This is a genomic window from Pseudoalteromonas sp. 19-MNA-CIBAN-0066 (assembly GCF_040308705.1).
GTDB lineage: Bacteria > Pseudomonadota > Gammaproteobacteria > Enterobacterales > Alteromonadaceae > Pseudoalteromonas > Pseudoalteromonas nigrifaciens.
The window spans coordinates 17,030-41,941 of sequence record NZ_JBEONZ010000030.1; the positions used below are offsets into that span (position 1 = coordinate 17,030).

The following is a 24,912-nucleotide window of genomic DNA, read 5'->3' on the forward strand; positions in this document are numbered from 1 at the left end:
CAAAAAACGACACCCGCCCTAGTATCTTCATATCACTTGCGTATAATGCAGGGCTTAATTTGATTATTTTGAATTGCAAGCGGTGTTATTTTTATATTCGTATTTATAAAAAAGATTTACCCTACTTAAAACGAATGTTTTTTGACCGTTGCACGCCTTTTATCTGACAGGAAAACTATGCGCTCTATATACTGCGGACAGCTAAATAAAACTCACGTAGATCAAGAAGTTGAACTATGTGGCTGGATCAACAAACGACGTGACCTTGGTGGACTTATCTTTGTCGATTTACGCGATAGAGAAGGTTTAGTACAAGTTGTATTCGATTCTGACATTGAAGAGTTGATGAGTTCAGCTAACACGCTTCGCCAAGAATTTTGTGTGCAGTTAAAAGGTATTGTACGTGCACGCCCAGATAGCCAAGTAAATAAAGACATGCCTACAGGCGAAATCGAAATTTTAGGCACTGAGCTTAATATTATTAACCGCTCAGAGCCATTACCACTTGATTTTAACCAAGTGAACTCTGAAGAGCGTCGTTTAAAATACCGCTACCTAGACCTACGTCGATTAGAAATGAGCGACCGCATTAAGTTACGCGCTAAAGCAAGCAGCTTTGTGCGTCGTTTTTTAGATGAAAACGGCTTTTTAGACATAGAAACACCCGTACTTACCAAAGCAACGCCAGAGGGCGCGCGCGATTACTTAGTACCGAGTCGTGTTCACAAAGGTAGTTTTTACGCATTACCGCAGTCGCCGCAGTTATTTAAGCAATTGTTGATGATGTCGGGTTTTGACCGTTACTACCAAATTGTAAAATGTTTCCGTGATGAAGATTTACGTGCCGATCGCCAACCTGAGTTTACTCAAATAGATATTGAAACCTCGTTCATGAGCTCTGATCAAGTACGTGGTATGACTGAAAAAATGATCCGCGAAATGTGGCAAACATTGTTAAATGTAGATTTAGGCGATTTTCCAATTATGCCTTACAGCGAAGCAATGAGCTTATACGGTTCAGATAAGCCTGATTTACGTAATCCAATGAAGCTTGTTGATATTGCCGATTTAGTTAAAGACGTAGAGTTTAATGTTTTCTCAGGCCCTGCAAATGACGAAAAAGGCCGTGTTGCGGTATTAACTGTACCAGGTGGTGCTAAGCTTTCGCGTAAACAACTTGACGATTACACTAAGTTTATTGGTATTTACGGCGCTAAAGGCATGGCGTGGATGAAAGTAAACGATCACACTGCGGGCGCAGAAGGCGTGCAGTCACCAGTAGCTAAATTTTTAACTGCAGATGTAATTACTCAGTTACTTGAGCGTACTAATGCACAGTCGGGCGATATTATTTTATTTGGTGCCGATAAGCGCAACACAGTAAATGAAGCAATGGGCGCACTGCGCGTTAAAATTGGTATTGATTTAGAAATCACTAACCTTGATAGCTGGGCACCACTTTGGGTTGTAGACTTCCCAATGTTTGAAGAAGATGACGAAGGTACGCTGCACGCTGTACATCATCCATTTACTGCGCCAAAAGACATGAGCGCAAGTGAACTTGAAGCAAACCCTGCGGCTGCTATTTCAGATGCGTACGATATGGTATTAAACGGCTACGAAATAGGTGGCGGTTCGGTACGTATTCATAATGCTGATATGCAAGAAGCTGCGTTTAGAATTTTAGGTATTAATGAGCAAGAGCAACAAGACAAGTTTGGCTTTTTGCTTGACGCACTTAAATACGGTACGCCACCACATGCTGGTTTAGCTTTTGGCCTTGACCGTTTAGCTATGTTGCTTTGTGGTACTGATAACATCCGTGACGTTATTGCGTTCCCTAAAACTACGCAGGCGTCGTGTTTATTAACTAATGCGCCAAGTAAGCCTAATGCTGATTCGTTAGCAGAACTTGCAATTAGCGTAGTAGAAAAAGCGGTACTAAGCGCAGAGTAAATTATTTTACAGTGTTTTGTAAATATGCGTTAGATAATTAAAAATTAAACCCTTAAGTGTAGGCTTAAGGGTTTTTTTATGGTTAAATTTAGTACTGCAATAATCATACAGATGAAAAGGAATTCTTATGTCAGTTAACATCACTCTTTTTGGCGAGTTTATCGCTTTTTTTATACTTTTATTAGTGCCTATTTTTGCTTTTATTAGTTATAAATTAGGTAAACGAAAAAGTACTAATCCAGGTGTCATTGCTTTTGTTGGTGGCTGTTTATCGCTAATTTTACCTCTGGGTTTAATATTTATAGCGATACTCGCACTGAAAAAAGATCTCCCTAAAAAAGCTCAATTTGCGCGTTAAGGTAATATTCAGGCCGTGTCTATAGAAAATAATAATCACTATTTTGATCAACAATTTACAGCATTAGCACTGACAGAGCAGGTTTTTGAGAATATAGAGTTTGAAGACTGTACTTTTACAGATTGCGACTTTTCAAATGGCCAATTTAAACACTGCCGTTTTATAGAATGCAGCTTTAAAAAATGCAATTTAGCATCACTAAAATGGGGTTATAGCTCACTCGAAAATGTTGACTTTAGTCATTGTAAATTAAACAGTATACAGTGGAGTGATATAAACTGGCCGCAGCTTAGTGTTAATGCTGCTGTGAGTTTTAGTCACTGTGAGCTTAGCCACAGTTCTTTTTTTGAACTAACTCTAAAAGCACTTAAACTAACAGATTGCTTTGCAAAAAATGTAGACTTTAGGCACGCAAATTTAGCTAAGAGTAAATTTAGCGGTACTGATTTTCGTGATAGCGAGTTTTTTCAAACTAATTTAAGCCAGTGCGACTTTGTTGGTGCCACGCAATTTAATATCGATTTAAATAGCAACCAAATAACCAAGGCTAAATTTGAGCGTTTTGAAGCGTTGAATTTACTCAGCGGATTAGGTGTGGAGCTGGTGGATTAGCCGTTATTACACGGCTAATTAAGCTTTTTTAACAGCTAGGGCCATTTTTATTACGTGCACTTGCAAGCACTCTGGCTATTTCAAGCAACGCTGGCGAAATATCGGTTGCGCCATCCTTAATTAGCTTAGTTACATCACCCGACGAATATAAGCTATCGCGAGACGATTTAATGCCTAAACCACGTACATAGTCTTTGGTTTTACCCGTGCTGCCGGTTTCAATAAACTTAAAAATAATGCGTTCGTTATCACTTTTAGGTTCAGCTTTTAATACTTCAATTTCGTCTTTATAGGCTTCGATTCGGCTTTGTAAAATTTCAATTCGTTCTGCAATGGTGTTATATGATTTCATGGATGGATTCTTTTGCTAAAAATATTGGAACAATGACGGTTATTATCGCACACATTTAAAATAATTAATTATTTAGCTTAACAAGATGAAAAAATAGCGCAGCTTTAACTGCGCTATTTTATATACAGAATTAAAATTATTATACGTTACTCTACCAATTCACTTATCACCAGTGGGTTATTGTGCAGGGTTTTATGCACTGGGCATTTATTAGCTATTTCGAGTAAGCGCGCGCGTTGCTCGGGGGTTAAATCGCCCGTTAAGGTGATTTTACGCGTAATAGCTTCAACACCTTGGGTTTGCTCTGCGTCACCGTCTTGTTTTTTATAATCGCGAGTGTGCTCAAGCTCAACTTTGACATGCTCCAACGGTAATTTTTTATGGCTCGCATACATGCGCAGTGTCATAGAGGTACACGCGCCAAGCCCCGCGAGTAAATGCTCATACGGATCTGGGCCTAAGTTATGGCCACCTGCTTTTAGTGGCTCATCGGCAAGCCAGGTATGCTCTTTGGTGCTTACGTGCTGAGTAAATACATGGTCTTTTTCTTCTACTAATACGCTGCCATTATTTAATTTAGCCGTATATTTAGTTTTATCGTAATTTACATAACGATTGGCCCAGGTGGCAATAATATCTGCTGCGTAGTCGGCATCGTTTTTATTAGTAAGTAAGTGATCGGCGTTATCTAGGCTAATAAAGCTTTTAGGGTGCTTAGCTGATGCGTAAATTTTTTCGGCTTCGCTAATATTTACAGTCGCGTCAATAGGGGAGTGCATTACTAATAATGCGCGCTTAAGTTTACTTATGTGGCTTTTATCGTACTTAGCTATATCGTCTATAAATTGTTTTTTAATAGTGAACTCGCGGCCCGCTAAATTTACTTTAGCTTCGCCAGCTGCGTTAATTTCATCTAGGTGGGCTTTAAAGTTGTGTGCTACGTGTTGTGCATCTGACGGCGCACCTATGGTAGTAATTGCCGATACTTCTGGTATGTGCTCTGCAGCGGCCAGCACTGCTGCTCCACCTAAGCTGTGGCCTATAAGTAGCTGCGGCGCACCAAAATGTTCACGCAGGTGATTAGCGGCCGCTACTAAGTCTTGAATATTAGATGAGAAATTACTATTGGCAAAGTCGCCATCGCTATTACCTAAGCCGGTAAAATCAAAGCGTAATACTGCAATCCCTTGTTGTGTGAGTGCACGGCTGATACGTGTTGCCGCCGCTATATCTTTGCCACAGGTAAAACAGTGTGCGAATAGGGCGTAAAATTTAATTTCACCAGAGGGCAGTTCAAGTTGTCCTGCCAATTTTAAATCACCACTTTTAAAAGATACTTTTTGTCGCATGAGAAGCCTTAATACTTAAATTTAAGTACAAAATAATAAACATTACTATCATAGTTCAGAGATAGGTGCGAAGTGATGTTATTTCAATCTTTATTTATAATTTGATTAAGATCAACTCGATTGCTCACCTAGCCAAGGTGCGGACATATGTCCTTATGATTTTAGGGCTGTTTGTCTATCCTCACGGTGGTAATAATACAGGCTTTGCTGCTTAAATAGAGTAATCTACCTCTATAATGTAAATGATCTCTCACAACCTATTCACTGGAATGTACAATGCAATTACCTACTGTTGATTATAAAGCGGACAATGCGGCTGCTCAATTTGTTGAATCATTAAGAAATACCGGCTTTGGGGTATTAAAAAACCATCCAATTCCGCAATCTTTAGTTGAGTCTATTTATAAAAATTGGCAAGACTTTTTTAACTCAGATCAAAAGCAGGACTTTTTATTTTCTAAAGACACCCAAGATGGCTATTTTCCGCCTTCGGTATCTGAAGTGGCAAAAGGCTGTAAAGTTAAAGACATTAAAGAGTATTTCCATGTTTATCCTAAAGGCCGTGTACCTGCCCAGTTAGAAGCAGACATACGTGAGTACTATCGTTTAGCTAATGAGTTTGCAGCAACGCTTTTAAGTTGGGTACAAGCAGAAGCACCAGCAGATGTGCGTGCTAAATTTTCGATTGACTTAAAAGATATGATTGCTAATTCTGAGCAAACATTGCTGCGTATTTTACATTACCCACCAATGACCGGCGATGAAGAGCCTGGTGCTATTCGTGCAGCTGCGCATGGCGATATTAACTTGCTAACTGTATTACCTGCTTCTAATGAACCGGGTTTACAAGTTAAAAATACCGAAGGCGGTTGGTTAGATGTTCCTTCTGATTTTGGTTGCTTGATCATTAATATTGGTGACATGCTACAAGAAGCGTCGGGTGGTTATTTCCCTTCAACAATTCATCGGGTAATTAACCCAACAGGTAAAGCGTCTAGTAAGTCGCGTATTTCATTACCACTATTTTTACACCCTCGCCCAGATGTGGTGTTATCAGAGCGCTATACTGCTGATAGTTACTTGCAAGAGCGTTTACGTGAGCTTGGCGTTAAATAACTAGTAAATATCGCGATATAAAAAAACGGCTTTTTAGCCGTTTTTTGCGTTTTATAACTGCGGGTAGCGCTGCTGCATAATGTTGAGTGACCTTGTAATAATCTGCGCGAGTATCGTTAAATCCACTTTAGCTAGGTTTGTAATATATAAACAGCTTTTACCTAAACTGTGCTTTCCTAACTGGTTAAGTAGGGTTTTAATCGTCTCATCTTCAAAGCCGGGCATTATATAAATACATAGCTTGGTTTTACGCGGGGAAAAGCCAGTGAGTGGCCATTTTTCACTGCTGCCAGAGTTATGTTTATAGGTGTAGTGGCCAAAGCCAATAATATCCTTACCCCATACAACGGCTTGCTCATTAGTGACTTTTGTAAATAGGGCGAGTAATGTTTTCGCCTCATCTTCCCGCTTAGTCTCTACATTATGTAAACACTCAACTAAAGTTATTTGGTTTGCTTGGGTTTTTAAGCTCATAAGTAACTCTTTAATTTATTTTTAGCGGTAGTTAATAGTAGCAAAAAATGAGTACTAAAAGTTGGATGTGAATATTTTTATGCAATATTGCAGGTTATAGGTATAATGCGCGCAACTGGCTAGTTTAGCCTTATTTAAAAGAGAGTTTATATGAGTTTTGAAGGTTTAGGTTTATCACAGTCTTTAGTTAATGCGGTTTTAGAGAAGGGCTATGAAACGCCAACGCCAATTCAGGCTCAAGCAATTCCGGCGATTATTGAGCGTCGTGATGTGATGGCAGCAGCGCAAACAGGAACAGGTAAAACAGCGGGTTTTACACTGCCACTTATTGAGCGTTTGTCTAGCGGTCCTAAAGCTAAAAGTAACCATGTGCGTGCACTTATTTTAACGCCAACACGTGAGCTTGCTTTGCAAGTTAGTGAAAATGTTGAAGAGTACGCAAAGCATTCAAATGTAAGCTCGTTTGTAGTTTACGGTGGCGTTAAAATTAACCCACAAATGCAGCGTTTGCGCAAAGGGGTTGATATTTTAGTGGCAACTCCGGGGCGCCTAATCGATTTACATAATCAAAATGCGGTTAAGTTTGATAGTGTTGAAGTATTAGTTCTTGACGAAGCTGATCGCATGCTCGACATGGGCTTTATTCATGATATTAAACGCCTGATTGCAAAAATGCCTGCAAAACGTCAAAACTTAATGTTTTCGGCAACCTTTTCTGACGAAATTCGTGCACTGGCAAAAGGGTTGATAAACGATCCGGTTGAAATTTCTGTTGCTGCAAAAAACACCACAGCTAAAAGCGTTACTCAGTGTGTTTACGCGGTAGATAAACCACGTAAAACAGCGTTATTAAGCCACCTAATTCGTACTAACGATTGGCAGCAAGTATTAGTATTTAGCCGTACTAAGCACGGTGCAAACCGCTTAGTTAAACAACTAGAGCGCGATGATATTGTTGGCGCGGCTATTCATGGCAATAAATCGCAAGGCGCACGTGTTAAAGCCCTTGATGGTTTTAAAAGCGGTGAAGTACGTGTGTTAGTTGCAACCGATATTGTTGCCCGTGGTTTAGATATTGTGGAGCTTCCACACGTTGTTAACTACGACTTACCAAACGTATACGAAGATTACGTGCATCGAATTGGCCGTACTGGCCGCGCCGGTGCATCGGGCCATGCAATTTCGTTTGTAACCACGGAAGATGCAGTGGATTTATACGGCATTGAGCGCTTTATTGGTGAGCTTATTCCTCGTGCTACCGAAGAAGGTTTTGAGCCGGTTAACCCAGTACCAGAGCGCGACTTAGATGCGCGTCCAATCGCTCCTAAAAAAGCTAAAAAGACCAATCAGCCATTTAATAAGCCTAAATCTGACAGCAGCAAGCCAAATAATAAAAAGCCTAATAATGGCGGAAACGGTACGGGTGCGCGCAGAGGCGGTTCTAAAAAGCCAGTAGCTAAAACGGATGATAAAGCGCAAAGCCCATGGGCAAAACGCGAATCTGTTGGTGGTAATACTCAGCGCCGTCGTCGTCCAAGTAACAACGATTAATAATACTTTTAAACGCTGATACAAAAAACGCGCTTACTTGCTTTACAAGTAGCGCGTTTTTTAATGGGGATTTTTTAGTGTGTATGCTTTGCTATTATTACAGGCTAGCTGATTAAGTAATTAATTCCTAATCCTACAAATAAGGTAACACTTACGCTAAGTAGTGTGCCTAGCATTACATATTCGGTGAGCTTTTTATCTTTACTGGCACTTAAATCGCCAAATCTAAATACAGATTTAGCGGCAATTAAAAACCCTAGCCCTGCAAACTGATCTAATAAGATAAACGTCAGCATCAGTACTCTTTCAAGCATGCCAATACTTTGTCCAGCTAAGGGCAGGCTACCATCACTTGAAAAGTGGTTGGTTATACGCTCTAACATCATTCTTATAAATACGGCACTGGGATTTAAAATAATGAGGTAACCAGCTATAACCCACAGCGCTTTTGAGTTGGTTAATAGCGCCATTACACTGTTAGTAAACTGCAGATTGTCAGTTAGCCAAATACTTATCGCAATAATAATGATGATATGTGCAATTTGGTCGAATAAAAAAGGCACTACGCCTTTATTAGAGTACGATTTTGCAATATCAATAAAGTAGTGGCTAATCACGATAATACTGGTGGCAAGAAATACGCTACTCAGTTGTTGCCAGCCAAAGGTATACTCCCAAAGCGTAATAATTAGTGCGCTAGTCACGCCGTGAACTAATACATGGTAGTAAAGTTTTTTTGCTTTAAAGTGGCGGGTGTTTCTGTCGTTTACCCAGTTCATGGGTTGCCAGTAAAAATCGGCGAGTAGGTGGCCAATAATAAGGGCAACGAGTAAGAGTGAAAATGCCATTATTTACTTCCTGCGATTATTTTTTGGATACATTGCTGAGTGTATTTAATAAAACGCTCTATTAGTTGGTAATGCGCTAAATTAAGCAATTTAGTAACATTCTCCCGGCTTGTTTTTAGCTCTTTAGCTACAGCGGCATGGCTGTTGTCGGCTTTAGTTAAGTACACATACAAGGCATTGGCCTGCTTTAGCGTAATTTTAGTGAGTAACACATCTACAAAGGCTAGATTAAGGCTTAAGCTCTCATCGAGTTGTTGCTCTGCAATATTAATAATAAAGCGTTGATTGGCTATTTTATCTAGCCCTTGCCCAGAGAGAGTAAAGGCAGAGCCGGTTGCGGTTTTTATATCGCTGCGCGGATTATCTATTTTCCCTAAAGCCATACTTTGGCGTAGTTCATACCCCGATGCTTTTAAGTGTAAATACACTAAAATAGCGGTTTTAAATAATTGCTCTGGGTTGTTTAACTGTAATTGAAAGGCATCGCCTCGGTATATATTCCAATGAGTGCGCTGTGTGGTAATACTTCTTAGGCTTTGCTCTAGCTGATAAAGCATGGCATCGTACTGCTGCTGAGGAATAGTTTGTGATTTAATAATGTCGCCGCTGATCACACCAATCATATGAGCCTCGAAATAGTTACTTTTTAAAATGTAACCTAAATTGGTTACATGGAGTTAAGTAACCAATTTAGGTTACTTAAATAAAAAATGCAAGGTACACTTATTTTAATAGCACCACGCCATTACTATAAATCCTGATTAGGAAATTAAATGACTTCACAACACGAGCTGCAAAATACCAAACCCCGTGTAGGTATTTTTGTCGATGTACAAAATATTTATTACACTTGCCGTGAAAGTTACGGAAAAAACTTTGATTACAACGCATTTTGGCGAGTTATGGCGCAGCAATATAATATTGAATGTGCGTTTGCTTATGCAATTTACCGAGGGGATGAAAAACAAAGCCAGTTTCAAAATATTTTGCGTGCAATTGGTTTTGAGGTAAAACTTAAGCCATTTATTCAACGCCGCGATGGCAGTGCCAAAGGCGACTGGGATGTGGGTATAACCATTGATATGCTTGAGCATGGTAAAAACCTTGATAAAGTTATTTTACTCTCTGGTGATGGCGACTTTGCTTTATTGTTGGGGCATTTAAAAAGCCAATATAATGTTCCGTGTGATGTATATGGCGCTGATAGGTTAACCGCAGAGGCATTAAAACAAAGTGCTGAGCAATTTCATTTAATCGACAATACATTTTTGCTTTAAATCAAGGTTTACTAAATAGCCAAAAAATAACACTCACATAGGCTATTAGCCCCTGCAACATGAGACTTTTTAATACTGCAGTGTTATATAGCAATTAAGCCTATTTTAGGCTTTTTTTATCGCGCTAATAAATTGGGTTTACTAAAGGGTTATGGTAATTTTAAAACATAACGTGTACCTAAGGATTTAAATGCTTCATTACAGCAACATGCCACTAGACAGAGGCTCAAATTTTCGTAACGACCCAGAGTGGCTTAAAGCGCATATGTCGGCGCAAAGTAAGTGGGTTTTAGTTAAAAATAATCAAACCTTATTTATTAAAGATACCCCAAAAGTTAGTTATTTATCGTATCAACAGGTTGCCCATTTAGATTTAACGAATGCTATTTTTGTTGGCTTAAACAATGCAAAAGATGGGGTGTTTGCTCTTGATGTATCTAAGCTAGATACGAGCATACTTGATCCTTTAATTGACGGCGCACAGTTTGTTGACATACGCCAATACGGCCCTCAAGTAACCATTAAATACGCTTCAATAGCGGCACTTGCACGCGGCTTATGTTATTGGCATGCAACCCATAGTTTTTGTGGACGTTGCGGCAGTAAAAATCATTTAGTAGAAGCCGGGCATTCGCGAGTATGCGAAAACGAAAACTGTAAACACCCTACTTTTCCGCGCACTGATCCTGCAGTAATTATGGTGGTTACTAAAGTGTTTGCCGATGGGGTAGAGCGCTGTTTACTAGGTCGTCAAGCTGCGTGGGCGAGCGGTATGTATTCGTCGTTAGCGGGCTTTGTTGATCCCGGTGAAACACTCGAGCAAGCAGTTGCTCGTGAGGTAAAAGAAGAGGCGGGTATTGAAGTAAATAATGTACGTTATGTTGCATCACAACCTTGGCCGTTTCCTTCATCAATAATGCTGGGCTTTTTTGCCGAAGCGGTTACAGAAGATATTAATGTTGATAAAAACGAACTTGACGATGCTAAGTGGTTTAGTCGTGAAGAGTTACGCCAGTTTGGTAATTGGCATGACGAAGGGGAGCATTTAAAGCTTCCCAGAACAGATTCTATTTCTCGCTATTTAATTGAGTACTGGCTAAATAATAAGGATTAAGCATGACGAGCAAAAGCAATAAAAATACCCAACTTGTTACATCAGGACGTAAAAAAGCCTATACCCACGGTGTAGTTAATCCGGTTGTGCAACGTGCATCAACCATAGTATTTGACTCAGTAGCAGAATTAAAAAAAGCCGCTAAAACATGTGGTGACAAAACCTTATTTTATGGCCGTAGAGGCACAACTACCCACTTTGCGCTGCAAGAGGCGATAACTGAGCTTGAGGGCGGCGAAGGGTGTGTACTTTATCCGTGTGGCGCAGCTGCAATTAGCCAAACTTTGCTGTCGTTTTTAAAAACCGGCGACCATATTTTAATGGTTGATAATGTATACGAACCTACTCGTGATTTTTGCGATAAAATTCTAGCCGGCCTGGGTATTAGCACTACGTATTACCCACCTACTATAGGCGCGGGAATTAAAGACTACATTAAAGCAAACACCAAGGTATTGTTTTTGGAATCGCCGGGCTCTATTACCATGGAAATTCAAGATGTACCGGCTATGGTAAAAGTAGCAAACGAGCACCACATAATGACCATGCTTGATAATACCTATGGCAACGGTTTGCATTATCGTCCGCTTGAGCACGGTGTTGATATTAGTATTCAAGCAGCTACTAAATATATAGTAGGCCATTCTGATGTAATGATGGGCGTGGCTGTTGCTAATAAAAAGTATTGGCTAACTTTGCGCGAAAACTCCTATTTACTCGGGCAATGCACTAGCGCAGACGATGCATATTTAGCACTTAGGGGCTTACGCACTATGGCTGTGCGTTTAAATCAACACGAAAAAGCAGCAATAGAAGTGGCTACATGGCTTGAGCAACATGAGCTTGTTGATCATATTCGCCACCCAGCATTTGCTACTTGCCCGGGGCATGAATTTTTTAAACGTGACTTTGATGGCAGTAATGGTTTGTTCTCAATAGTAATGAAAGCAGGGGATCAGGCTGCCATAGATGCGTTTTTAGATAGCCTACACTATTTTAAAATGGGTTTTTCGTGGGGCGGCTTTGAAAGCTTAGTAACCGCTAATTTAACCATGAAAGGACTGCGTTCGGATACAGGTTGGGATTTAGGGCCCGTTATTCGTTTGCATATAGGCCTTGAAGATGTAGACGATTTAATCAACGACTTAAGCCAAGCACTTGAGGTTTATAAGCAGCATTTATAATTTTTAATGTAATTTATGCTGTTAGATTAAAATGTATTGTTACAAAGCTCACCATTAGTGAGCTTTTTTTTGCTGGTAATTCAAGGTATTTACACTTAGTGTGGATAAATATACTGAAAACAAAAAGTCATTAAGGATAGTCAATGGCAACACCATTACCGATAAACATAGGGCGACTAACGCAAATAGCAGGCTTTGAGCTCGTACGTATGTTTTTAACTAAACGTGGGCTCATTGCATTAGCTGCCTTTGCATTGGTGTGGCTAATAATACTGCGCTACCCGATAGGGCAAGCGGTAGGCATTGTAAGTGCGCCCGATTTTGAACAAATTGCCCGTGACATATCTGGCTCCATAGGTTTAAGTAAATTACTTGATTGGCCTGAGGCCGAATTTGCTATGTATTGGCTGATTGCTTTGTATAGCTTTCCGATATTTAGTGTGTTTATTTGCAGCGACCAAACGGTAGGCGATAGAGAGCGTGGCACACTTCGTTTTTTATCGCTGCGTTCAATACGTTTTGAAATACTCTTTGGCCGTTTTTTAGGGCAATTAGCGGTATTAGCATGCTTGGTAGGTATTACCCTGGTGGCTACGCTCGCTGTGCTGGGGTTTAGAGATCCTAGTTTACTTGCTGGTGGCTTTACCCGCGCACTTTCTATATTTTTAATATTAGTGGTTACTCTGTGCCCATTTGTAGCTCTTATGACGTTGATAAATACCTTTGCTCGCTCATCGCGTTTATCTATAGTGTTGGCAATTTTATATTTTACGGCAGGCGGTATTGTTGTTGGTATTTTGCAGTGGCAAATCCCCGCATTAGGTATGCTTGATTATTTATTTCCGGGTGTACAAATAGAGCTATTAGCTGGACAAAATTTACCATTACTAAGCGCGGTGGCTATTCCACTGATCCAAACAGCGGTATTACTAAGCGTTGCTCAGCGTGTTTTTGCAAGGAGCTCACTATGAGAGCATTAATTACAGGCAGCGGTTTGAGTAAATCGTATGGCGCAAAACTTGCGCTTAATAATGTGAACTTTGAAATAAATAAAGGTGCGCCAGTGGCGCTTGTTGGGCCAAATGGCGCGGGTAAAACCACCTTATTTAGTTTGTTATGCGGCTATATAGCGCCCAGTAAAGGCAGTCTTGAAATATTAGGGCATAAGCCTGGCAGCGCAGCTTTATTTAATAAAGTAAGTGCATTACCGCAAGACGCGCAGCTTGACCCTCGTTTTAATATAGACAAGCAACTTGCCTTTTATGCAAAACTACAGGGTATGGGCGCTAAGCAAAGCCAAACTGAGGCGCTACGTGTACTTGACTTGGTTGGTCTAAAAGAGATTGCAAAGCAGCGTGCAGGGGACTTATCCCACGGTATGCGTAAACGTGTAACCATAGCACAGGCGCTTATTGGTGAGCCGCAAATAGTGATGCTTGATGAAGCCACTGCGGGGCTTGATCCTATTCATGCCAGAGAAGTACGCGAGCTGGTTTCTGATTTAAGTGAGCAGGCTACTTTTATTTTAAGCTCGCACGATTTAACCGAGCTGGAGCGACTTTGCTCGCAAGTATTGCATTTAGATAAAGGCGTTTTAAGCGAGCATCAAACCAAAGAAAACAAGTCAGATACACATTTTTATACCCTAATGCTTAATGAAAATTATCAAAATGTAGAGCAACAGTTGCAATCGATTGCAGGTATAAGCCGTGTATATATGAGCCAACATAAAGAGTTTGTAATTGAGTACCAGCCTACAGGTGAACCGCTTGATATTGCATTGCTTAACTTTTGCCATCAGCATAACTGGCAATATAGGCAGCTTGTGAACGGACACACCCTAGAGAATCAAATTTTTAAACAGGAGAAATTATAATGGGATTATTCAGTGGGTTAATGGGTAACGCTAGCGAAGTAGATGATGCCGACTTAGAAAAAGTATTATTAAATACCTTAATAGAAGGCGAACAGGTTGAAAAGGCTTATAAAGTAATACGCGATATGTTTATTTTTACTAACAAGCGATTGATCTTGATAGATAAACAAGGTGTTACTGGTTCTAAAATGGAGATGATCAGTATAGCTTATTCAAAAATAACAAAGTTTAGTAAAGAAAGCGCAGGGCATTTTGATCTAGATGCCGAGCTGAAAATATGGGTTGGCTCAGACTCTACACCTATTAGTAAAGACTTTAAGTCTGGCGATAATATTAATGATGTTTATCGTATTATTAGCCAATATGCACTGTAATACTTAGTTTAGTTAAAGTGGTTGTTAGCATGGTGTTGCAATTACTTTAATCTTACACATACCTACACTTCATTACAATTAACTTAATGAATACAAGTGCTTAGTTAAGTTTTCATTCAGTTTCACAGCGTTAGCATGTCCCTCGATCTCAGCTACCCAGCTAAGACATAAAAAAGTCATATAAATAGGGATTTATCATAATGAAAAAGTTAGCAGTTATTATCTCAAGTATTTTATTATCTAGCGCTGCAACCACTGCAATGGCAGCAGATAGCTATCAGTCAATTAGTAACCTAGGCTTTAAGCATGAAACTAGCAGCAATAACAATACCGTTGCGGTGGATTCTATTTACTATTTATCGCCTAAAAAAACATTAGGCCCGTACGATCAGTTTGAATACATAAATAAACAAAGTAATGTATATGGCAGCTACGCTGACGACGACTCTAGTGACGTAACTTCAGTTGGTGGCGAATACTTTATTAACAACTTTGTGGTAGGTGCATCTTACAGTAACCTTGATACTGGTTCGCACAATGAGTTTTACACGCTTTCAGGTGGTTTCTTTTTTAACCCAAACTTACTGGCTAAAGTAACTTTAGTTGAAAACAAAAACGGTGAAGATTTTGCGTTATTTGATTTAGCTTACAACCACATGCTAAACAGCACTGACTACATTGGTGTAACAGTAACCGCTGATGACGACTTTGATTACCGTGCAGTAGCAGCTAAATACTTTATTGACTTGCAACAAGGTAACTTCTTAACGTTTGAAGGTAAATACGAGAGCATTGATGATGCCCAAAACCAATGGGTAGCAGAAACTAACTACTACTTCTCAAAAGCAACATCTGTATTTGCTAACTACAACAAGCAAGATGCTTACAGCTTTGGTGCTCAGCATTTCATTAATGAAAATGTAGGTATTAAAGTTGGTTACGGTAACAATGCTGATGATTCAGGCAACGATGCTTACTTTGCTAACATGCGTTTTCAGTTTTAATTAAGGCTTATAGTTAATTTACTTAAGAGTAAAAACAAACCCCGCTTAATACTAAGCGGGGTTTTTGTATTTTTAAAGTAAGTAATTGAGTTAAAAATAATAACTAAAGCTATGCAGAAAGTTAAAAGAGGTGATTTTTAAATAAACTAAGCATAACTTACGACTGAAGAATGATTGTATTTAACTTGAGAACGGTCATAATTAAACCACTATTTTCATTCAATGTATCAAGGAATATGCACATGACATTTTTTATTATATTGCTGGTCGTGGTGGTGGTTATATTTGCAGTTAAAAATATTCGCCTCAATTTAATCAGTCGACCTACCTTTAAAATGTTTAAAAAAGTATTACCGCCGTTATCACAAACCGAGCGCGAGGCAATGGAAGCTGGTGATGTTTGGTGGGATGGTGAGTTATTTAGTGGTAACCCAGACTGGCAAAAGCTGCACCGCTTTCCTAAGCCTGAGCTAAGTGATAAAGAAAACGCCTTTATGGATAATCAAGTAGAGACTTTATTGGCTATGCTTGACGATTATCAAATTGTGCAAAAAGATAAAGACTTACCAAAAGATGTTTGGGATTACTTAAAATCGGAAGGTTTTTTTGCATTAATAATTCCTGAAAAATTTGGTGGGCGTGAATTTTCTGCGATTGCAAACTCTACTATAGTGTCAAAAATTGCCACAAAAAGCTTAACAGCAGCTGTTACCGTAATGGTACCTAATAGCTTAGGCCCAGGTGAATTACTGCTACATTACGGTACTACAGAGCAACAAAACCGCTGGTTGCCTACGTTGGCGACTGGTGAAGATGTACCTTGTTTTGCACTAACAGGTCCAGAAGCCGGATCTGATGCAGGAAGCATTCCTGACTCAGGCGTGGTGTGTATGGGGGAGCATAATGGCGAAGAGGTTTTAGGCCTGCGTTTAAATTGGTCAAAACGTTATATTACGCTTGCGCCTGTGGCAACGGTTTTAGGGCTTGCCTTTAAAATGTATGACCCTGATGGTTTATTAGGTGGAGAAAAAGAGCTGGGAATTACCTGTGCGCTTATCCCTACTGATCACCCTGGAGTTGAAACTGGCGAGCGCCATTACCCACTAAATATGGCGTTTATGAATGGCACAACGTACGGTGAAGATGTGTTTATTCCACTGGATTGGATTATAGGCGGGCAGCAAGGCGCTGGACGTGGTTGGCGCATGTTGGTTGAGTGTTTAAGTGCAGGGCGTGGCATTTCATTGCCAGCATTAAGTACAGCAACAGGGCATTTAGCCGCTAAAATGACCTCAGCTTACGCCATGGTGCGCCAACAGTTTGGTGTGTCTATTGGTCAATTTGAAGGTGTACAAGAAGCACTTGCACGTATTGGTGGTTTAACCTATGCGCTTGAGTCGTGTCGTTTAATGACGGCAGGTGCAATTGATTTAAAACTCAGCCCTTCAGTTGTTACCGCTATTGCTAAATACCATATGACTGAAATGGGTCGTACAGTAATGAACGATGCGATGGATATTCATTCAGGTAAAGGCATTCAGGTTGGTCCAAATAACTATTTAGCGCATGGCTATATGGGGATCCCAGTATCGATTACGGTAGAAGGCGCTAATATTTTAACCCGTAATTTAATGATATTTGGCCAAGGTGCCACACGTTGTCATCCGTTTGTATTAAAAGAAATGGAAGCGGCAGCGATGGAAGATGATGACGCTGCATTAGAGCAATTTGATGGTTTATTAATGGACCATATTATGTTTGCCGCGTGCAACGCCAGCATGGCACTTGTGCATGGTTTAACGCGTAGTTGTTTTGCTAAAGCACCGGTAAGTGGCGAAACAGCAGTTTACTATAAGCAACTGACAAGAATGAGCCGTGGCCTTGCCATATGTACAGATGTAGCCATGCTCATGTTAGGCGGAGAACTTAAACGTAAAGAAATGATATCGGCACGTTTAGGTGATGTATTAAGCCATTTGTACTTAGCGTCAACCGTACTAAAACGTTTTGAAGACGAAGGGCGTCAACAAGCCGACTTACCCTTTGTTAAATACGCAATAGAAACGTCATTGTATGAAATTGGCCAAGCATTTGATGGTTTCTTTAAAAACTTCTCAAACCCTGTGGTTAACTTTGTGCTCAAACGTATTGTATTCCCACTCGGTAATCATTATCACAAACCAAGTGATGCCATTGCACAAAGTATTTGTAAACATATGACTCAACCAGGTGTGTTTAGAAACCGTTTAACGCATTTATGTTATGTGGATGAAAACGCGGGTACGGGTGTAATGGAAAGTGCATTTTTAGCAATGCATGATATGCAAACACAATTTAAAGATCTAAAACAATGGCAGCGTAAAGGGAAGGTGCCCGCTACGCTTGATATTGAGGGGGCGATTAATTATGCGCTTGAAAACGATTTATTAAAGCAAACCGATGCCGATGCAATGCATCATGCTAATAAATTAAGAAAGCAAGCCATAGCAGTTGATAACTTTCAACCTGGTGAGCTATAACGCAGTGCTTTAAGTAATAACTAAAACGAAAAAGGCCTTACAAATGTAAGGCCTTTTTGCGTTTAATTCATTTAAGTTAACGAGCGTAAGGATCGGTCACTATTTTATCTATATACCATAGGCCTTTTTTATGACGCATTTTAACGCTGCGCATATCATCAATTTTTTTACCATTTAGAGTGCCGGTGAATATAAGATTAATTTTAGCCGAGTCGCCATATTGCTCCCGTAAGCTCATATTAGACATATCAACTTCTATAACCACTTGATCATATTGCATGTTTAATAAGGTGCGAGAAAATTGCTTAGCAGTACCATATGATTTCATAATGCGGGCAAGGTTTGGGGTTGCTATAGTGCTGGCTTTATGCAGATTTTTTTGATTATAAAGCGCGTCAAAATAAGCCGTTGCAGCATCGCCCGGCGTGCTATTAACTTGGGCAACTTCTTCAGTGCAGCTAATAATAAATAGGCAAAAAGTTAAGCTTAAAAAAGAGGTTAGTTTTTTCATCATCAATATAATTTATTCATTCTTTACAAAGTGTGTGGCTTTATTGCACGGATGTAAAGGGGGGTGAATAAATAAGTAATAAAAAAGGATGCTAAGAGCATCCTTTTTTCAAACAAAATACTTATTGTACGAGCTCTTGTTCACTAAACTCTTCATCAAACATGGGGCTTGATAAATAACGCTCAGTGGCACTTGGTAAAATAACCACTATATTTTTATCTGCATTTTCAGGCTTTTCAGCAATACGTTTCGCCGCAACAACCGCTGCGCCAGATGAAATACCTACTAATATACCTTCTTGTCTCATTAGTAGGTGTGCCATCGCAATAGCATCTTCGTTAGATACTTGCTCTGCACCATCAATCACACTTAAATCTAAGTTACCAGGAATAAAGCCAGCACCAATACCTTGAATTTTATGTGGCCCAGGCTTAATTTCTTCACCTGCTAGCGTTTGGCTAATAACCGGTGAATTTGTTGGCTCAACAGCAATCGATTTTACATTGAGACCTTTTTCGTTTTTAAGGTAGCGACTAACACCAGTGATAGTACCGCCAGTACCAACGCCTGCAACAAAAAAGTCTACTTTACCATCAAGGGCATCATAAATTTCAGGGCCGGTGGTTTCAAAGTGAATTTTAGGGTTTGCCGGGTTTTCGAATTGTTGTAATAAAATATATTTATCGGGAGCGGTTGCTTGAATTTCTTTTGCTTTATCAATTGCACCGTTCATACCTTTTGCGCCATCGGTTAGTACTAGGTTTGCACCTAATGCTTTGAGCAGTTTTCGGCGCTCTAAACTCATAGTATTTGGCATGGTAAGGGTTAGTTTATAACCACGAGATGCTGCCACAAACGCCAGCGCAATACCGGTATTACCAGATGTAGGCTCAATTAGTTCTTTATCTTTCGTTAGCTGCCCTGATTTTTCAGCTTCCCAAATCATTGATGCACCAATACGACATTTTATACTAAAGCTTGGGTTGCGAGATTCAATTTTTGCGTATACGTTGCCACCGGTAACACGGTTAAGTTTTACCAGCGGTGTATTACCAATGCTTAGTGAGTTATCTTCAAAAATAGTAGACATAATGTTCCTTTGGATACAATCCGCTTAACATGTTAGTAGTTTTGCTATTAACTATATAAGCATACTTTACTGTGAGTTTAAAAAATTTAAAGTAAAGTTTGGCTATAACATATATTTATTGGGCTTATAACGAGGATGTGTTTATTTCTCAAGCTTGAATTTACCGCAGCGTGGTTGATTTTTGAGCTGTGTAGGGCCTTCTTAATGTGGTTACTGCTCATTAATTGACGCTAACGACGCTTAAAAGATAAATAAACCCTAATTAAATAAAAACTTGGCCTCGTGATCATTACAAGTGTTACTTAAGGAACCTGAGCTCCGGATAATAAATCTATCTCAAGCAGCTATTTTCAGCGCTAACTGCGTTGAATTAACTTGCAATAGGCCAGCTATTGACGCGTAAATTCGCCTTGTTTTCATTGAAAACTTCTGGCTAGAGAAAATAAAATTAAATATAACTATGATTCAATACGTTAGTAAATCTCTTAATCAGAGTTCAGATTAAGTAGAAAAATAAACTTTTGAAAGGCGTGTTATATTTATTTATATTCTAACAATTAATCTATTAAAGACTTAATACTCACCGTATTGTTGCTTATTTGTGCAAATGAACTGCAGTTGAACAGTTTTATGATACAAGCTATGCAAAACATGATAAAAACACAGTATCTAAATTCAAGAAAGCAATCACAATGAAGTTAATCTTAAAATTAATTGCCGGTATTGTGGCCGGTATCTTAGCTGGACTCTATTTACCACTAATAGGCGTTGAACTTTTATATACTGTTAAAGAACTGATTGGACAATTGATCTCCTTTACTATACCGCTGATCATTTTATTTTTTATTGCATCGGGTATTGCTGGACTACCAAAAGGGTCAGGGCACTTATTAGGTAAAACAGTTGGTTTTGCTTATGGCTCTACTGTTATTGCTGGCACACTGGCTTTTTTACTGGTTAGCACAGTAATTCCATTTTTAAGTGGCGGTATTACATTTGAAGCTGAATCAGCGACACAAGTTGGTAGTTTTATTGATTTAGAAATTCCGCCACTAATGGGCGTGATGACTGCATTAATGAGCGCATTTATATTTGGTATTGGCATGAGCCAGCTTGAATTGACTACGCTTAAAACAGTGTCTGATCAGGGGCGTGATATTGTTGATAGCTTATTATCTAAGGTGATAATACCGGCATTACCATTTTATATTGCAGGTGTATTTGCCGAAATGACGGTAGCAGGAACAGTTGTTGATACCCTACAAGCATTTGGCGTAGTACTTATTGCAGCGTTGGTTATGCACTGGTTATGGCTTACTGTTTTATATGTATCTACAGGCTTGTTACTAAAACGCAACCCAATCGAATTAATTAAAAATATGCTACCAGCGTACTTTACCGCTTTGGGCACAATGTCTAGCGCTGCAACAATTCCAGTATCATTACAATCAAGTAAGTCGAATGGCGTAAAAGAAGACGTAGCCAATTTTACGGTTCCGCTTTGTGCGACAATTCATTTATCGGGCTCTACAATTACAATTGTAACCTGTGCAATGGCGGTCATGTTTTTATCACCAAGCATGCAAGCACCTTCATTAATGGGCATGTTGCCATTTATTATGATGTTAGGTGTAGTAATGATTGCCGCACCAGGTGCACCTGGTGGTGCAGTAATGTCGGCACTGGGTTTATTAACAACTATGCTAGGCTTTAATGAAGGCGCAGTAGCTTTAATGATTGCACTATATTTAGCCCAAGACAGTTTTGGTACTGCGTGTAACGTAACCGGTGATGGCGTTATTGCTTTGTGGGTAGATCGCTTTAGCGAAAAAGCATAATAAACAGGGTGTGTTAATCTGTTAATATACATGTATTAACACACCTTAAACGATGAAATAATATCGGTTATTGTTTTATTTTAACTGTGTTACTGTGGCAAATTAATATTATTAAATTGCATTTTATTAGGCTAGTGAGGATGTTCCATTGATTAATGTACTTTTAGTTGATGACCATGAGTTGGTACGAACAGGGATCAGGCGGATTCTTGACGATGTACGAGGCTTTAAAGTTGTTGGAGAAGCTAAAACAGGTGAAGAGGCTGTGCAATTTTGTCGTCAACACTCACCCAATATAGTACTTATGGACATGAATATGCCCGGTATTGGTGGCCTTGAGGCGACGAAAAAGATTTGTCGTTATTGCCCTGATGTAAAAATTATAGTGCTTACTGTTAATTGTGAAGATCCGTATCCTAGCACCGTAATGCAACTTGGCGCGCATGGCTTTTTAACTAAAGGTGCTGGGTCTGATGAAATGGTACGTGCTATACGCTGTGTGCATGCAGGACAGCGCTATATTGCACCTGAAATTGCACAGCAAATTGCATTAGCACAGGTAAGTGGGCGCACAGATGAAAGTCCATTTCAGAGTTTGTCAGAGCGTGAACTGCAAATAATGCTAATGATCACCAAAGGTGAAAAAGCACAAAGTATAGCTGAGCGTTTAAATTTAAGCTCTAAAACAGTTAATAGCTACCGCTATCGTATGTTTGAAAAACTAAATGTGAGTGGCGATGTAGAGCTGACTCATTTAGCTATTCGCTATAAAATGATTGATATAGACGTATCGTACTAATCATAATTTATGTCTGAATTTGATCACGTCCAGTTTTTAAAAACACTATCGAGTGAGCCCGGGGTTTACCGTATGCTCGATAGTGACAATCAAGTAATTTATGTTGGTAAAGCAAAGCATTTAAAAAAACGGGTGAGTAGTTACTTTAGAAGTAACATCACCGACAGCAAAACCCGTGTTTTAGTCAGTAATATTTGTAATGTTGAAGTAACGCTTACTAATACCGAAACCGAAGCGCTATTACTTGAAAACAATCTGATAAAAAAGTATCAGCCTCGTTACAATATTTTATTACGCGACGATAAATCCTATCCTTATATATTACTTACTAATCATAAACATCCTCGATTAGCGTTTCATCGTGGCAGTCGTAAAGTAAAAGGTGAGTATTTTGGCCCATTTCCAAGTGCGGGGGCGGTATCAGAAAGCTTACGACTGATGCAAAAAATATTTCCCATTCGTCAATGCGAAGATGTTTATTACCGTGCGCGCAGCCGACCATGCTTACAATATCAACTCAAACGATGCTCAGCCCCGTGTGTAAATAAAGTTTCAGATGAAGATTATACTGAGCAAGTTGATTATGTGCGTAAGTTTTTAACGGGTAAATCACATGAGGTAATCGCCGATCTCATTAAAAAAATGGAAGCAGCTAGCCAGCAGTTAAATTTTGAGTTGGCTGCAAAAGTGCGTGACCAAATAATGTTGCTGCGTAAAATGCAGGAACAACAGTCTATTTCGGGTAATTTTGCAGAAATGGATGTTGTAGGCTTTGCACACCTAAATGGTTTAAATGGCATTCACTTATTGATGATCCGCGACCATAAAGTATTGGGCAGTAAAACCTACTTTCCAAAAGTGCCAAAAGACTCAAGTGAACAAGAAATATTGACTTCGTTTTTAGGCCAGTACTATTTAGCGCCGGGGGCAACTGGGCGTATCGCAAAAGAAATCATTTTGCCGTTCGAAATACAAGAAAGCGACGTATTAGGCCAAGCACTTACGCAAATAAGTGAGCGTAAAGTAACTCTTAAAGTAGTTACTCGGGGTGAGCGTGCCCAGTATTTGCAGTTAGCCAATAAAAATGCATTAAATAGTATTACCGTTAAGCAAAGCACCCAAGACTCTATTAATAAACGCTATGCGCAATTAAAAGCTACCCTACGCCTTGATGATATAACCAGAATGGAATGTTTTGATATAAGCCATACTATGGGGGAGAACACGGTAGCTAGCTGTGTGGTATTTGATTCACAAGGACCCAATACTAAAGAGTATAGGCGTTACAACGTGACTGGAATAACCGGTGGAGATGATTATGCTGCCATGGAGTTTGCGCTTAATAAGCGCTACAACAAATTAGTTGATGAAGATAAAATACCCGATGTGATTTTTATAGACGGTGGTAAAGGGCAATTAGGGCGTGCAGAGCAGTATTTTGCTACTTGGCCACATGCAAAAATGCCCTTGTTAGTTGGTGTAGCTAAAGGTACAAGCCGTAAACCCGGCCTCGAAACACTGTTAATAGACGGTGGTCGAAAAACTATTCCAATGGATTCAGATGCACCTGCACTGCATTTAATTCAGCATATACGCGACGAATCACATCGTTTTGCTATTGCGGGGCACCGTAATAAGCGCCAAAAACAACTAACGCAATCATTATTAGAAGAAATAAATGGCGTAGGTGCTAAGCGCCGACAAACATTATTAAAATATTTAGGGGGCATGCAAGGGGTAAAAGCTGCTAATATAGAACAGTTAAAGAAAGTACCGGGGATCAGCCCTGACATGGCTGACAAGATATTTAACCATTTGCATGACAAGGGTTAGCCCTTCATGCGAATATAGCAAAAAAGACATACCCAAGCAGTTATGTGGAATATTCCAAACACACTCACAACCTTTAGACTTTTTCTTATCCCCATTTTTTTGGTGGTATTTTATTTGCCTTATTCATGGGCGCTTTTTGCTGCCGCCTTTATTTTTTGGTTTGCATCAATAACCGACATTCTCGACGGTTATTTAGCACGTAAACTTGAGCAATCAACTCCCTTTGGTGCGTTTTTAGATCCCGTTGCCGATAAAGTTATGGTGTGCGCTGCCTTAGTCGCGTTATCAGAGCATTATCAGTCTATGTATATGACTATCCCGGCACTTATTATAATAAGCCGCGAAATTGTTATCTCTGCACTGCGTGAATGGATGGCAGAACAAGGTAAGCGTGATAACGTAGCTGTATCTAATATGGGTAAAATAAAAACAGCAGCACAAATGTTAGCCATTATCGGTCTAATTTGGCAATACGATGCTTGGATGAATTATTTAAGTTTTGGTTTATTGTATATTGCGACCTTCCTAACATTGAGTTCTATGGTGCAATATTTGGTATCGGCATGGAGTGAATTGACCAAAAATTGATTCTAAACGTCTAATAACGCACCATATTAGATAAAAAATAATCAAACAGTTCGAAAGTGGCATTTTTTGTATTGACGCGTTTAATAATCTCTGTAGAATGCGTCCGTGTTGAGAGGGCATAGCCCCCAAGATAAACTAAATGGTAATTAATCAGTTACTGAATATTTACTGCAATACGTTGCAAGTTGATAGAAAGCTTACTGAATAATATTAAATGCGGCACTAGCTCAGTTGGTAGAGCGCGACCTTGCCAAGGTCGAGGTCACGAGTTCGAGCCTCGTGTGCCGCT

The 24,912-nt window shown here is 39.6% G+C and carries 24 protein-coding genes and 1 tRNA gene; 18 read left to right on the plus strand and 7 right to left on the minus strand.

The features are described from left to right. Window positions 1–177 precede the first annotated feature (177 nt). The 3 genes from aspS to AAEZ18_RS14660 all read left to right on the plus strand — a co-directional run bounded on the left by aspS (window position 178) and on the right by AAEZ18_RS14660 (window position 2,926). On the plus strand, window positions 178–1,956 hold the full coding sequence (gene aspS / locus AAEZ18_RS14650; protein ID WP_350595063.1) for an aspartate--tRNA ligase: 1,779 nt from the start codon (window positions 178–180) through the stop codon (window positions 1,954–1,956). 127 nt (window positions 1,957–2,083) lie between these two features. Beyond that, window positions 2,084–2,314: a hypothetical protein gene (locus AAEZ18_RS14655; RefSeq protein ID WP_011328602.1), complete on the plus strand. Its 231-nt coding sequence runs from the start codon at window positions 2,084–2,086 to the stop codon at window positions 2,312–2,314. Between the two features lie 15 nt (window positions 2,315–2,329). Beyond that, entirely contained in the window at window positions 2,330–2,926 is a 597-nt protein-coding gene (locus AAEZ18_RS14660; protein WP_011328601.1) for a pentapeptide repeat-containing protein, read from the plus strand. Between the two features lie 28 nt (window positions 2,927–2,954). Here the strand turns inward: AAEZ18_RS14660 and AAEZ18_RS14665 are convergent, their stop codons facing one another. Both AAEZ18_RS14665 and AAEZ18_RS14670 read right to left on the minus strand, forming a co-directional pair. Next, window positions 2,955–3,278 (minus strand): hypothetical protein, encoded by a 324-nt coding sequence (locus AAEZ18_RS14665; protein ID WP_011328600.1) that lies wholly within the window; start codon window positions 3,276–3,278, stop codon window positions 2,955–2,957. 146 nt (window positions 3,279–3,424) lie between these two features. Continuing rightward, window positions 3,425–4,627 (minus strand): bifunctional alpha/beta hydrolase/OsmC family protein, encoded by a 1,203-nt coding sequence (locus AAEZ18_RS14670; RefSeq protein WP_086999221.1) that lies wholly within the window; start codon window positions 4,625–4,627, stop codon window positions 3,425–3,427. Window positions 4,628–4,903: 276 nt separating this feature from the next. Between AAEZ18_RS14670 and AAEZ18_RS14675 the strand changes: the two genes are divergently transcribed. Then, window positions 4,904–5,743 (plus strand): isopenicillin N synthase family dioxygenase, encoded by an 840-nt coding sequence (locus tag AAEZ18_RS14675; protein ID WP_058373708.1) that lies wholly within the window; start codon window positions 4,904–4,906, stop codon window positions 5,741–5,743. Between the two features lie 51 nt (window positions 5,744–5,794). Here AAEZ18_RS14675 and AAEZ18_RS14680 read toward each other — a convergent pair whose 3' ends face one another. Continuing rightward, on the minus strand, window positions 5,795–6,217 hold the full coding sequence (locus AAEZ18_RS14680) for a DUF1801 domain-containing protein (protein ID WP_011328597.1): 423 nt from the start codon (window positions 6,215–6,217) through the stop codon (window positions 5,795–5,797). Between the two features lie 150 nt (window positions 6,218–6,367). Between AAEZ18_RS14680 and AAEZ18_RS14685 the strand changes: the two genes are divergently transcribed. Continuing rightward, on the plus strand, window positions 6,368–7,768 hold the full coding sequence (locus AAEZ18_RS14685; RefSeq protein WP_011328596.1) for a DEAD/DEAH box helicase: 1,401 nt from the start codon (window positions 6,368–6,370) through the stop codon (window positions 7,766–7,768). A gap of 104 nt (window positions 7,769–7,872) precedes the next feature. Here AAEZ18_RS14685 and AAEZ18_RS14690 read toward each other — a convergent pair whose 3' ends face one another. After that, window positions 7,873–8,616, minus strand: a complete 744-nt coding sequence (locus tag AAEZ18_RS14690) for a DUF3307 domain-containing protein (RefSeq protein ID WP_350551885.1) — start codon at window positions 8,614–8,616, stop codon at window positions 7,873–7,875. Beyond that, window positions 8,616–9,239: a hypothetical protein gene (locus AAEZ18_RS14695; protein WP_041454486.1), complete on the minus strand. Its 624-nt coding sequence runs from the start codon at window positions 9,237–9,239 to the stop codon at window positions 8,616–8,618. The genes AAEZ18_RS14690 and AAEZ18_RS14695 overlap by 1 nt, the downstream gene beginning before the upstream one ends. A gap of 150 nt (window positions 9,240–9,389) precedes the next feature. On the opposite strand from AAEZ18_RS14695, the gene AAEZ18_RS14700 reads away from it, so the two are divergent. From AAEZ18_RS14700 to AAEZ18_RS14735, 8 genes are all read left to right on the plus strand, one after another. Continuing rightward, window positions 9,390–9,893 (plus strand): LabA-like NYN domain-containing protein, encoded by a 504-nt coding sequence (locus tag AAEZ18_RS14700; RefSeq protein ID WP_086999215.1) that lies wholly within the window; start codon window positions 9,390–9,392, stop codon window positions 9,891–9,893. 190 nt (window positions 9,894–10,083) lie between these two features. Then, on the plus strand, window positions 10,084–11,007 hold the full coding sequence (gene nudC / locus AAEZ18_RS14705; RefSeq protein WP_179808245.1) for an NAD(+) diphosphatase: 924 nt from the start codon (window positions 10,084–10,086) through the stop codon (window positions 11,005–11,007). A gap of 2 nt (window positions 11,008–11,009) precedes the next feature. Then, the gene (locus AAEZ18_RS14710; protein WP_179808246.1) at window positions 11,010–12,191 is read left to right on the plus strand and encodes a cystathionine beta-lyase; all 1,182 of its coding nucleotides are present in this window, start codon (window positions 11,010–11,012) and stop codon (window positions 12,189–12,191) included. Between the two features lie 143 nt (window positions 12,192–12,334). Continuing rightward, on the plus strand, window positions 12,335–13,162 hold the full coding sequence (locus tag AAEZ18_RS14715; protein ID WP_179808247.1) for an ABC transporter permease: 828 nt from the start codon (window positions 12,335–12,337) through the stop codon (window positions 13,160–13,162). Beyond that, window positions 13,159–14,067: an ABC transporter ATP-binding protein gene (locus tag AAEZ18_RS14720; protein WP_011328589.1), complete on the plus strand. Its 909-nt coding sequence runs from the start codon at window positions 13,159–13,161 to the stop codon at window positions 14,065–14,067. The genes AAEZ18_RS14715 and AAEZ18_RS14720 overlap by 4 nt, the downstream gene beginning before the upstream one ends. Beyond that, complete coding sequence (locus AAEZ18_RS14725) at window positions 14,067–14,441, plus strand: PH domain-containing protein (protein WP_011328588.1); 375 nt, start codon at window positions 14,067–14,069, stop codon at window positions 14,439–14,441. Before AAEZ18_RS14720 ends, AAEZ18_RS14725 begins: the two co-directional genes overlap by 1 nt. 200 nt (window positions 14,442–14,641) lie before the next feature. After that, window positions 14,642–15,445 carry a putative porin gene (locus tag AAEZ18_RS14730; RefSeq protein WP_179808248.1) on the plus strand — a complete coding sequence of 268 codons (804 nt, stop codon included), beginning with the start codon at window positions 14,642–14,644 and terminating at the stop codon, window positions 15,443–15,445. Window positions 15,446–15,687: 242 nt separating this feature from the next. Beyond that, complete coding sequence (locus tag AAEZ18_RS14735; RefSeq protein ID WP_011328586.1) at window positions 15,688–17,964, plus strand: acyl-CoA dehydrogenase; 2,277 nt, start codon at window positions 15,688–15,690, stop codon at window positions 17,962–17,964. Window positions 17,965–18,040: 76 nt separating this feature from the next. Here AAEZ18_RS14735 and AAEZ18_RS14740 read toward each other — a convergent pair whose 3' ends face one another. Beyond that, window positions 18,041–18,475 (minus strand): hypothetical protein, encoded by a 435-nt coding sequence (locus tag AAEZ18_RS14740; RefSeq protein ID WP_179808249.1) that lies wholly within the window; start codon window positions 18,473–18,475, stop codon window positions 18,041–18,043. Window positions 18,476–18,596: 121 nt separating this feature from the next. Then, entirely contained in the window at window positions 18,597–19,565 is a 969-nt protein-coding gene (gene cysK / locus AAEZ18_RS14745; protein ID WP_011328584.1) for a cysteine synthase A, read from the minus strand. A gap of 692 nt (window positions 19,566–20,257) precedes the next feature. Between cysK and AAEZ18_RS14750 the strand changes: the two genes are divergently transcribed. From AAEZ18_RS14750 to AAEZ18_RS14770, 5 genes are all read left to right on the plus strand, one after another. Next, window positions 20,258–21,403: a dicarboxylate/amino acid:cation symporter gene (locus AAEZ18_RS14750; RefSeq protein ID WP_011328583.1), complete on the plus strand. Its 1,146-nt coding sequence runs from the start codon at window positions 20,258–20,260 to the stop codon at window positions 21,401–21,403. 148 nt (window positions 21,404–21,551) lie between these two features. Next, the gene (uvrY, locus tag AAEZ18_RS14755; RefSeq protein WP_011328582.1) at window positions 21,552–22,202 is read left to right on the plus strand and encodes a UvrY/SirA/GacA family response regulator transcription factor; all 651 of its coding nucleotides are present in this window, start codon (window positions 21,552–21,554) and stop codon (window positions 22,200–22,202) included. A gap of 9 nt (window positions 22,203–22,211) precedes the next feature. Then, window positions 22,212–24,035 carry an excinuclease ABC subunit UvrC gene (gene uvrC, locus AAEZ18_RS14760; RefSeq protein ID WP_350595061.1) on the plus strand — a complete coding sequence of 608 codons (1,824 nt, stop codon included), beginning with the start codon at window positions 22,212–22,214 and terminating at the stop codon, window positions 24,033–24,035. A gap of 42 nt (window positions 24,036–24,077) precedes the next feature. After that, window positions 24,078–24,623, plus strand: a complete 546-nt coding sequence (gene pgsA / locus AAEZ18_RS14765; protein ID WP_011328580.1) for a CDP-diacylglycerol--glycerol-3-phosphate 3-phosphatidyltransferase — start codon at window positions 24,078–24,080, stop codon at window positions 24,621–24,623. 216 nt (window positions 24,624–24,839) lie between these two features. Beyond that, a tRNA-Gly gene (locus tag AAEZ18_RS14770) sits at window positions 24,840–24,912 on the plus strand.

Coding starts and splice junctions, on each gene's coding strand:
- aspS (WP_350595063.1), top strand. CDS start 178: ATGCGCTCTATATACTGCGGACAGCTAAATAAAACTCACGTAGATCAA.
- AAEZ18_RS14655 (WP_011328602.1), top strand. CDS start 2,084: ATGTCAGTTAACATCACTCTTTTTGGCGAGTTTATCGCTTTTTTTATA.
- AAEZ18_RS14665 (WP_011328600.1), bottom strand. CDS start 3,278: ATGAAATCATATAACACCATTGCAGAACGAATTGAAATTTTACAAAGC.
- AAEZ18_RS14670 (WP_086999221.1), bottom strand. CDS start 4,627: ATGCGACAAAAAGTATCTTTTAAAAGTGGTGATTTAAAATTGGCAGGA.
- AAEZ18_RS14675 (WP_058373708.1), top strand. CDS start 4,904: ATGCAATTACCTACTGTTGATTATAAAGCGGACAATGCGGCTGCTCAA.
- AAEZ18_RS14680 (WP_011328597.1), bottom strand. CDS start 6,217: ATGAGCTTAAAAACCCAAGCAAACCAAATAACTTTAGTTGAGTGTTTA.
- AAEZ18_RS14685 (WP_011328596.1), top strand. CDS start 6,368: ATGAGTTTTGAAGGTTTAGGTTTATCACAGTCTTTAGTTAATGCGGTT.
- AAEZ18_RS14690 (WP_350551885.1), bottom strand. CDS start 8,616: ATGGCATTTTCACTCTTACTCGTTGCCCTTATTATTGGCCACCTACTC.
- AAEZ18_RS14695 (WP_041454486.1), bottom strand. CDS start 9,239: ATGATTGGTGTGATCAGCGGCGACATTATTAAATCACAAACTATTCCT.
- AAEZ18_RS14700 (WP_086999215.1), top strand. CDS start 9,390: ATGACTTCACAACACGAGCTGCAAAATACCAAACCCCGTGTAGGTATT.
- nudC (WP_179808245.1), top strand. CDS start 10,084: ATGCTTCATTACAGCAACATGCCACTAGACAGAGGCTCAAATTTTCGT.
- AAEZ18_RS14710 (WP_179808246.1), top strand. CDS start 11,010: ATGACGAGCAAAAGCAATAAAAATACCCAACTTGTTACATCAGGACGT.
- AAEZ18_RS14715 (WP_179808247.1), top strand. CDS start 12,335: ATGGCAACACCATTACCGATAAACATAGGGCGACTAACGCAAATAGCA.
- AAEZ18_RS14720 (WP_011328589.1), top strand. CDS start 13,159: ATGAGAGCATTAATTACAGGCAGCGGTTTGAGTAAATCGTATGGCGCA.
- AAEZ18_RS14725 (WP_011328588.1), top strand. CDS start 14,067: ATGGGATTATTCAGTGGGTTAATGGGTAACGCTAGCGAAGTAGATGAT.
- AAEZ18_RS14730 (WP_179808248.1), top strand. CDS start 14,642: ATGAAAAAGTTAGCAGTTATTATCTCAAGTATTTTATTATCTAGCGCT.
- AAEZ18_RS14735 (WP_011328586.1), top strand. CDS start 15,688: ATGACATTTTTTATTATATTGCTGGTCGTGGTGGTGGTTATATTTGCA.
- AAEZ18_RS14740 (WP_179808249.1), bottom strand. CDS start 18,475: ATGAAAAAACTAACCTCTTTTTTAAGCTTAACTTTTTGCCTATTTATT.
- cysK (WP_011328584.1), bottom strand. CDS start 19,565: ATGTCTACTATTTTTGAAGATAACTCACTAAGCATTGGTAATACACCG.
- AAEZ18_RS14750 (WP_011328583.1), top strand. CDS start 20,258: ATGAAGTTAATCTTAAAATTAATTGCCGGTATTGTGGCCGGTATCTTA.
- uvrC (WP_350595061.1), top strand. CDS start 22,212: ATGTCTGAATTTGATCACGTCCAGTTTTTAAAAACACTATCGAGTGAG.
- pgsA (WP_011328580.1), top strand. CDS start 24,078: ATGTGGAATATTCCAAACACACTCACAACCTTTAGACTTTTTCTTATC.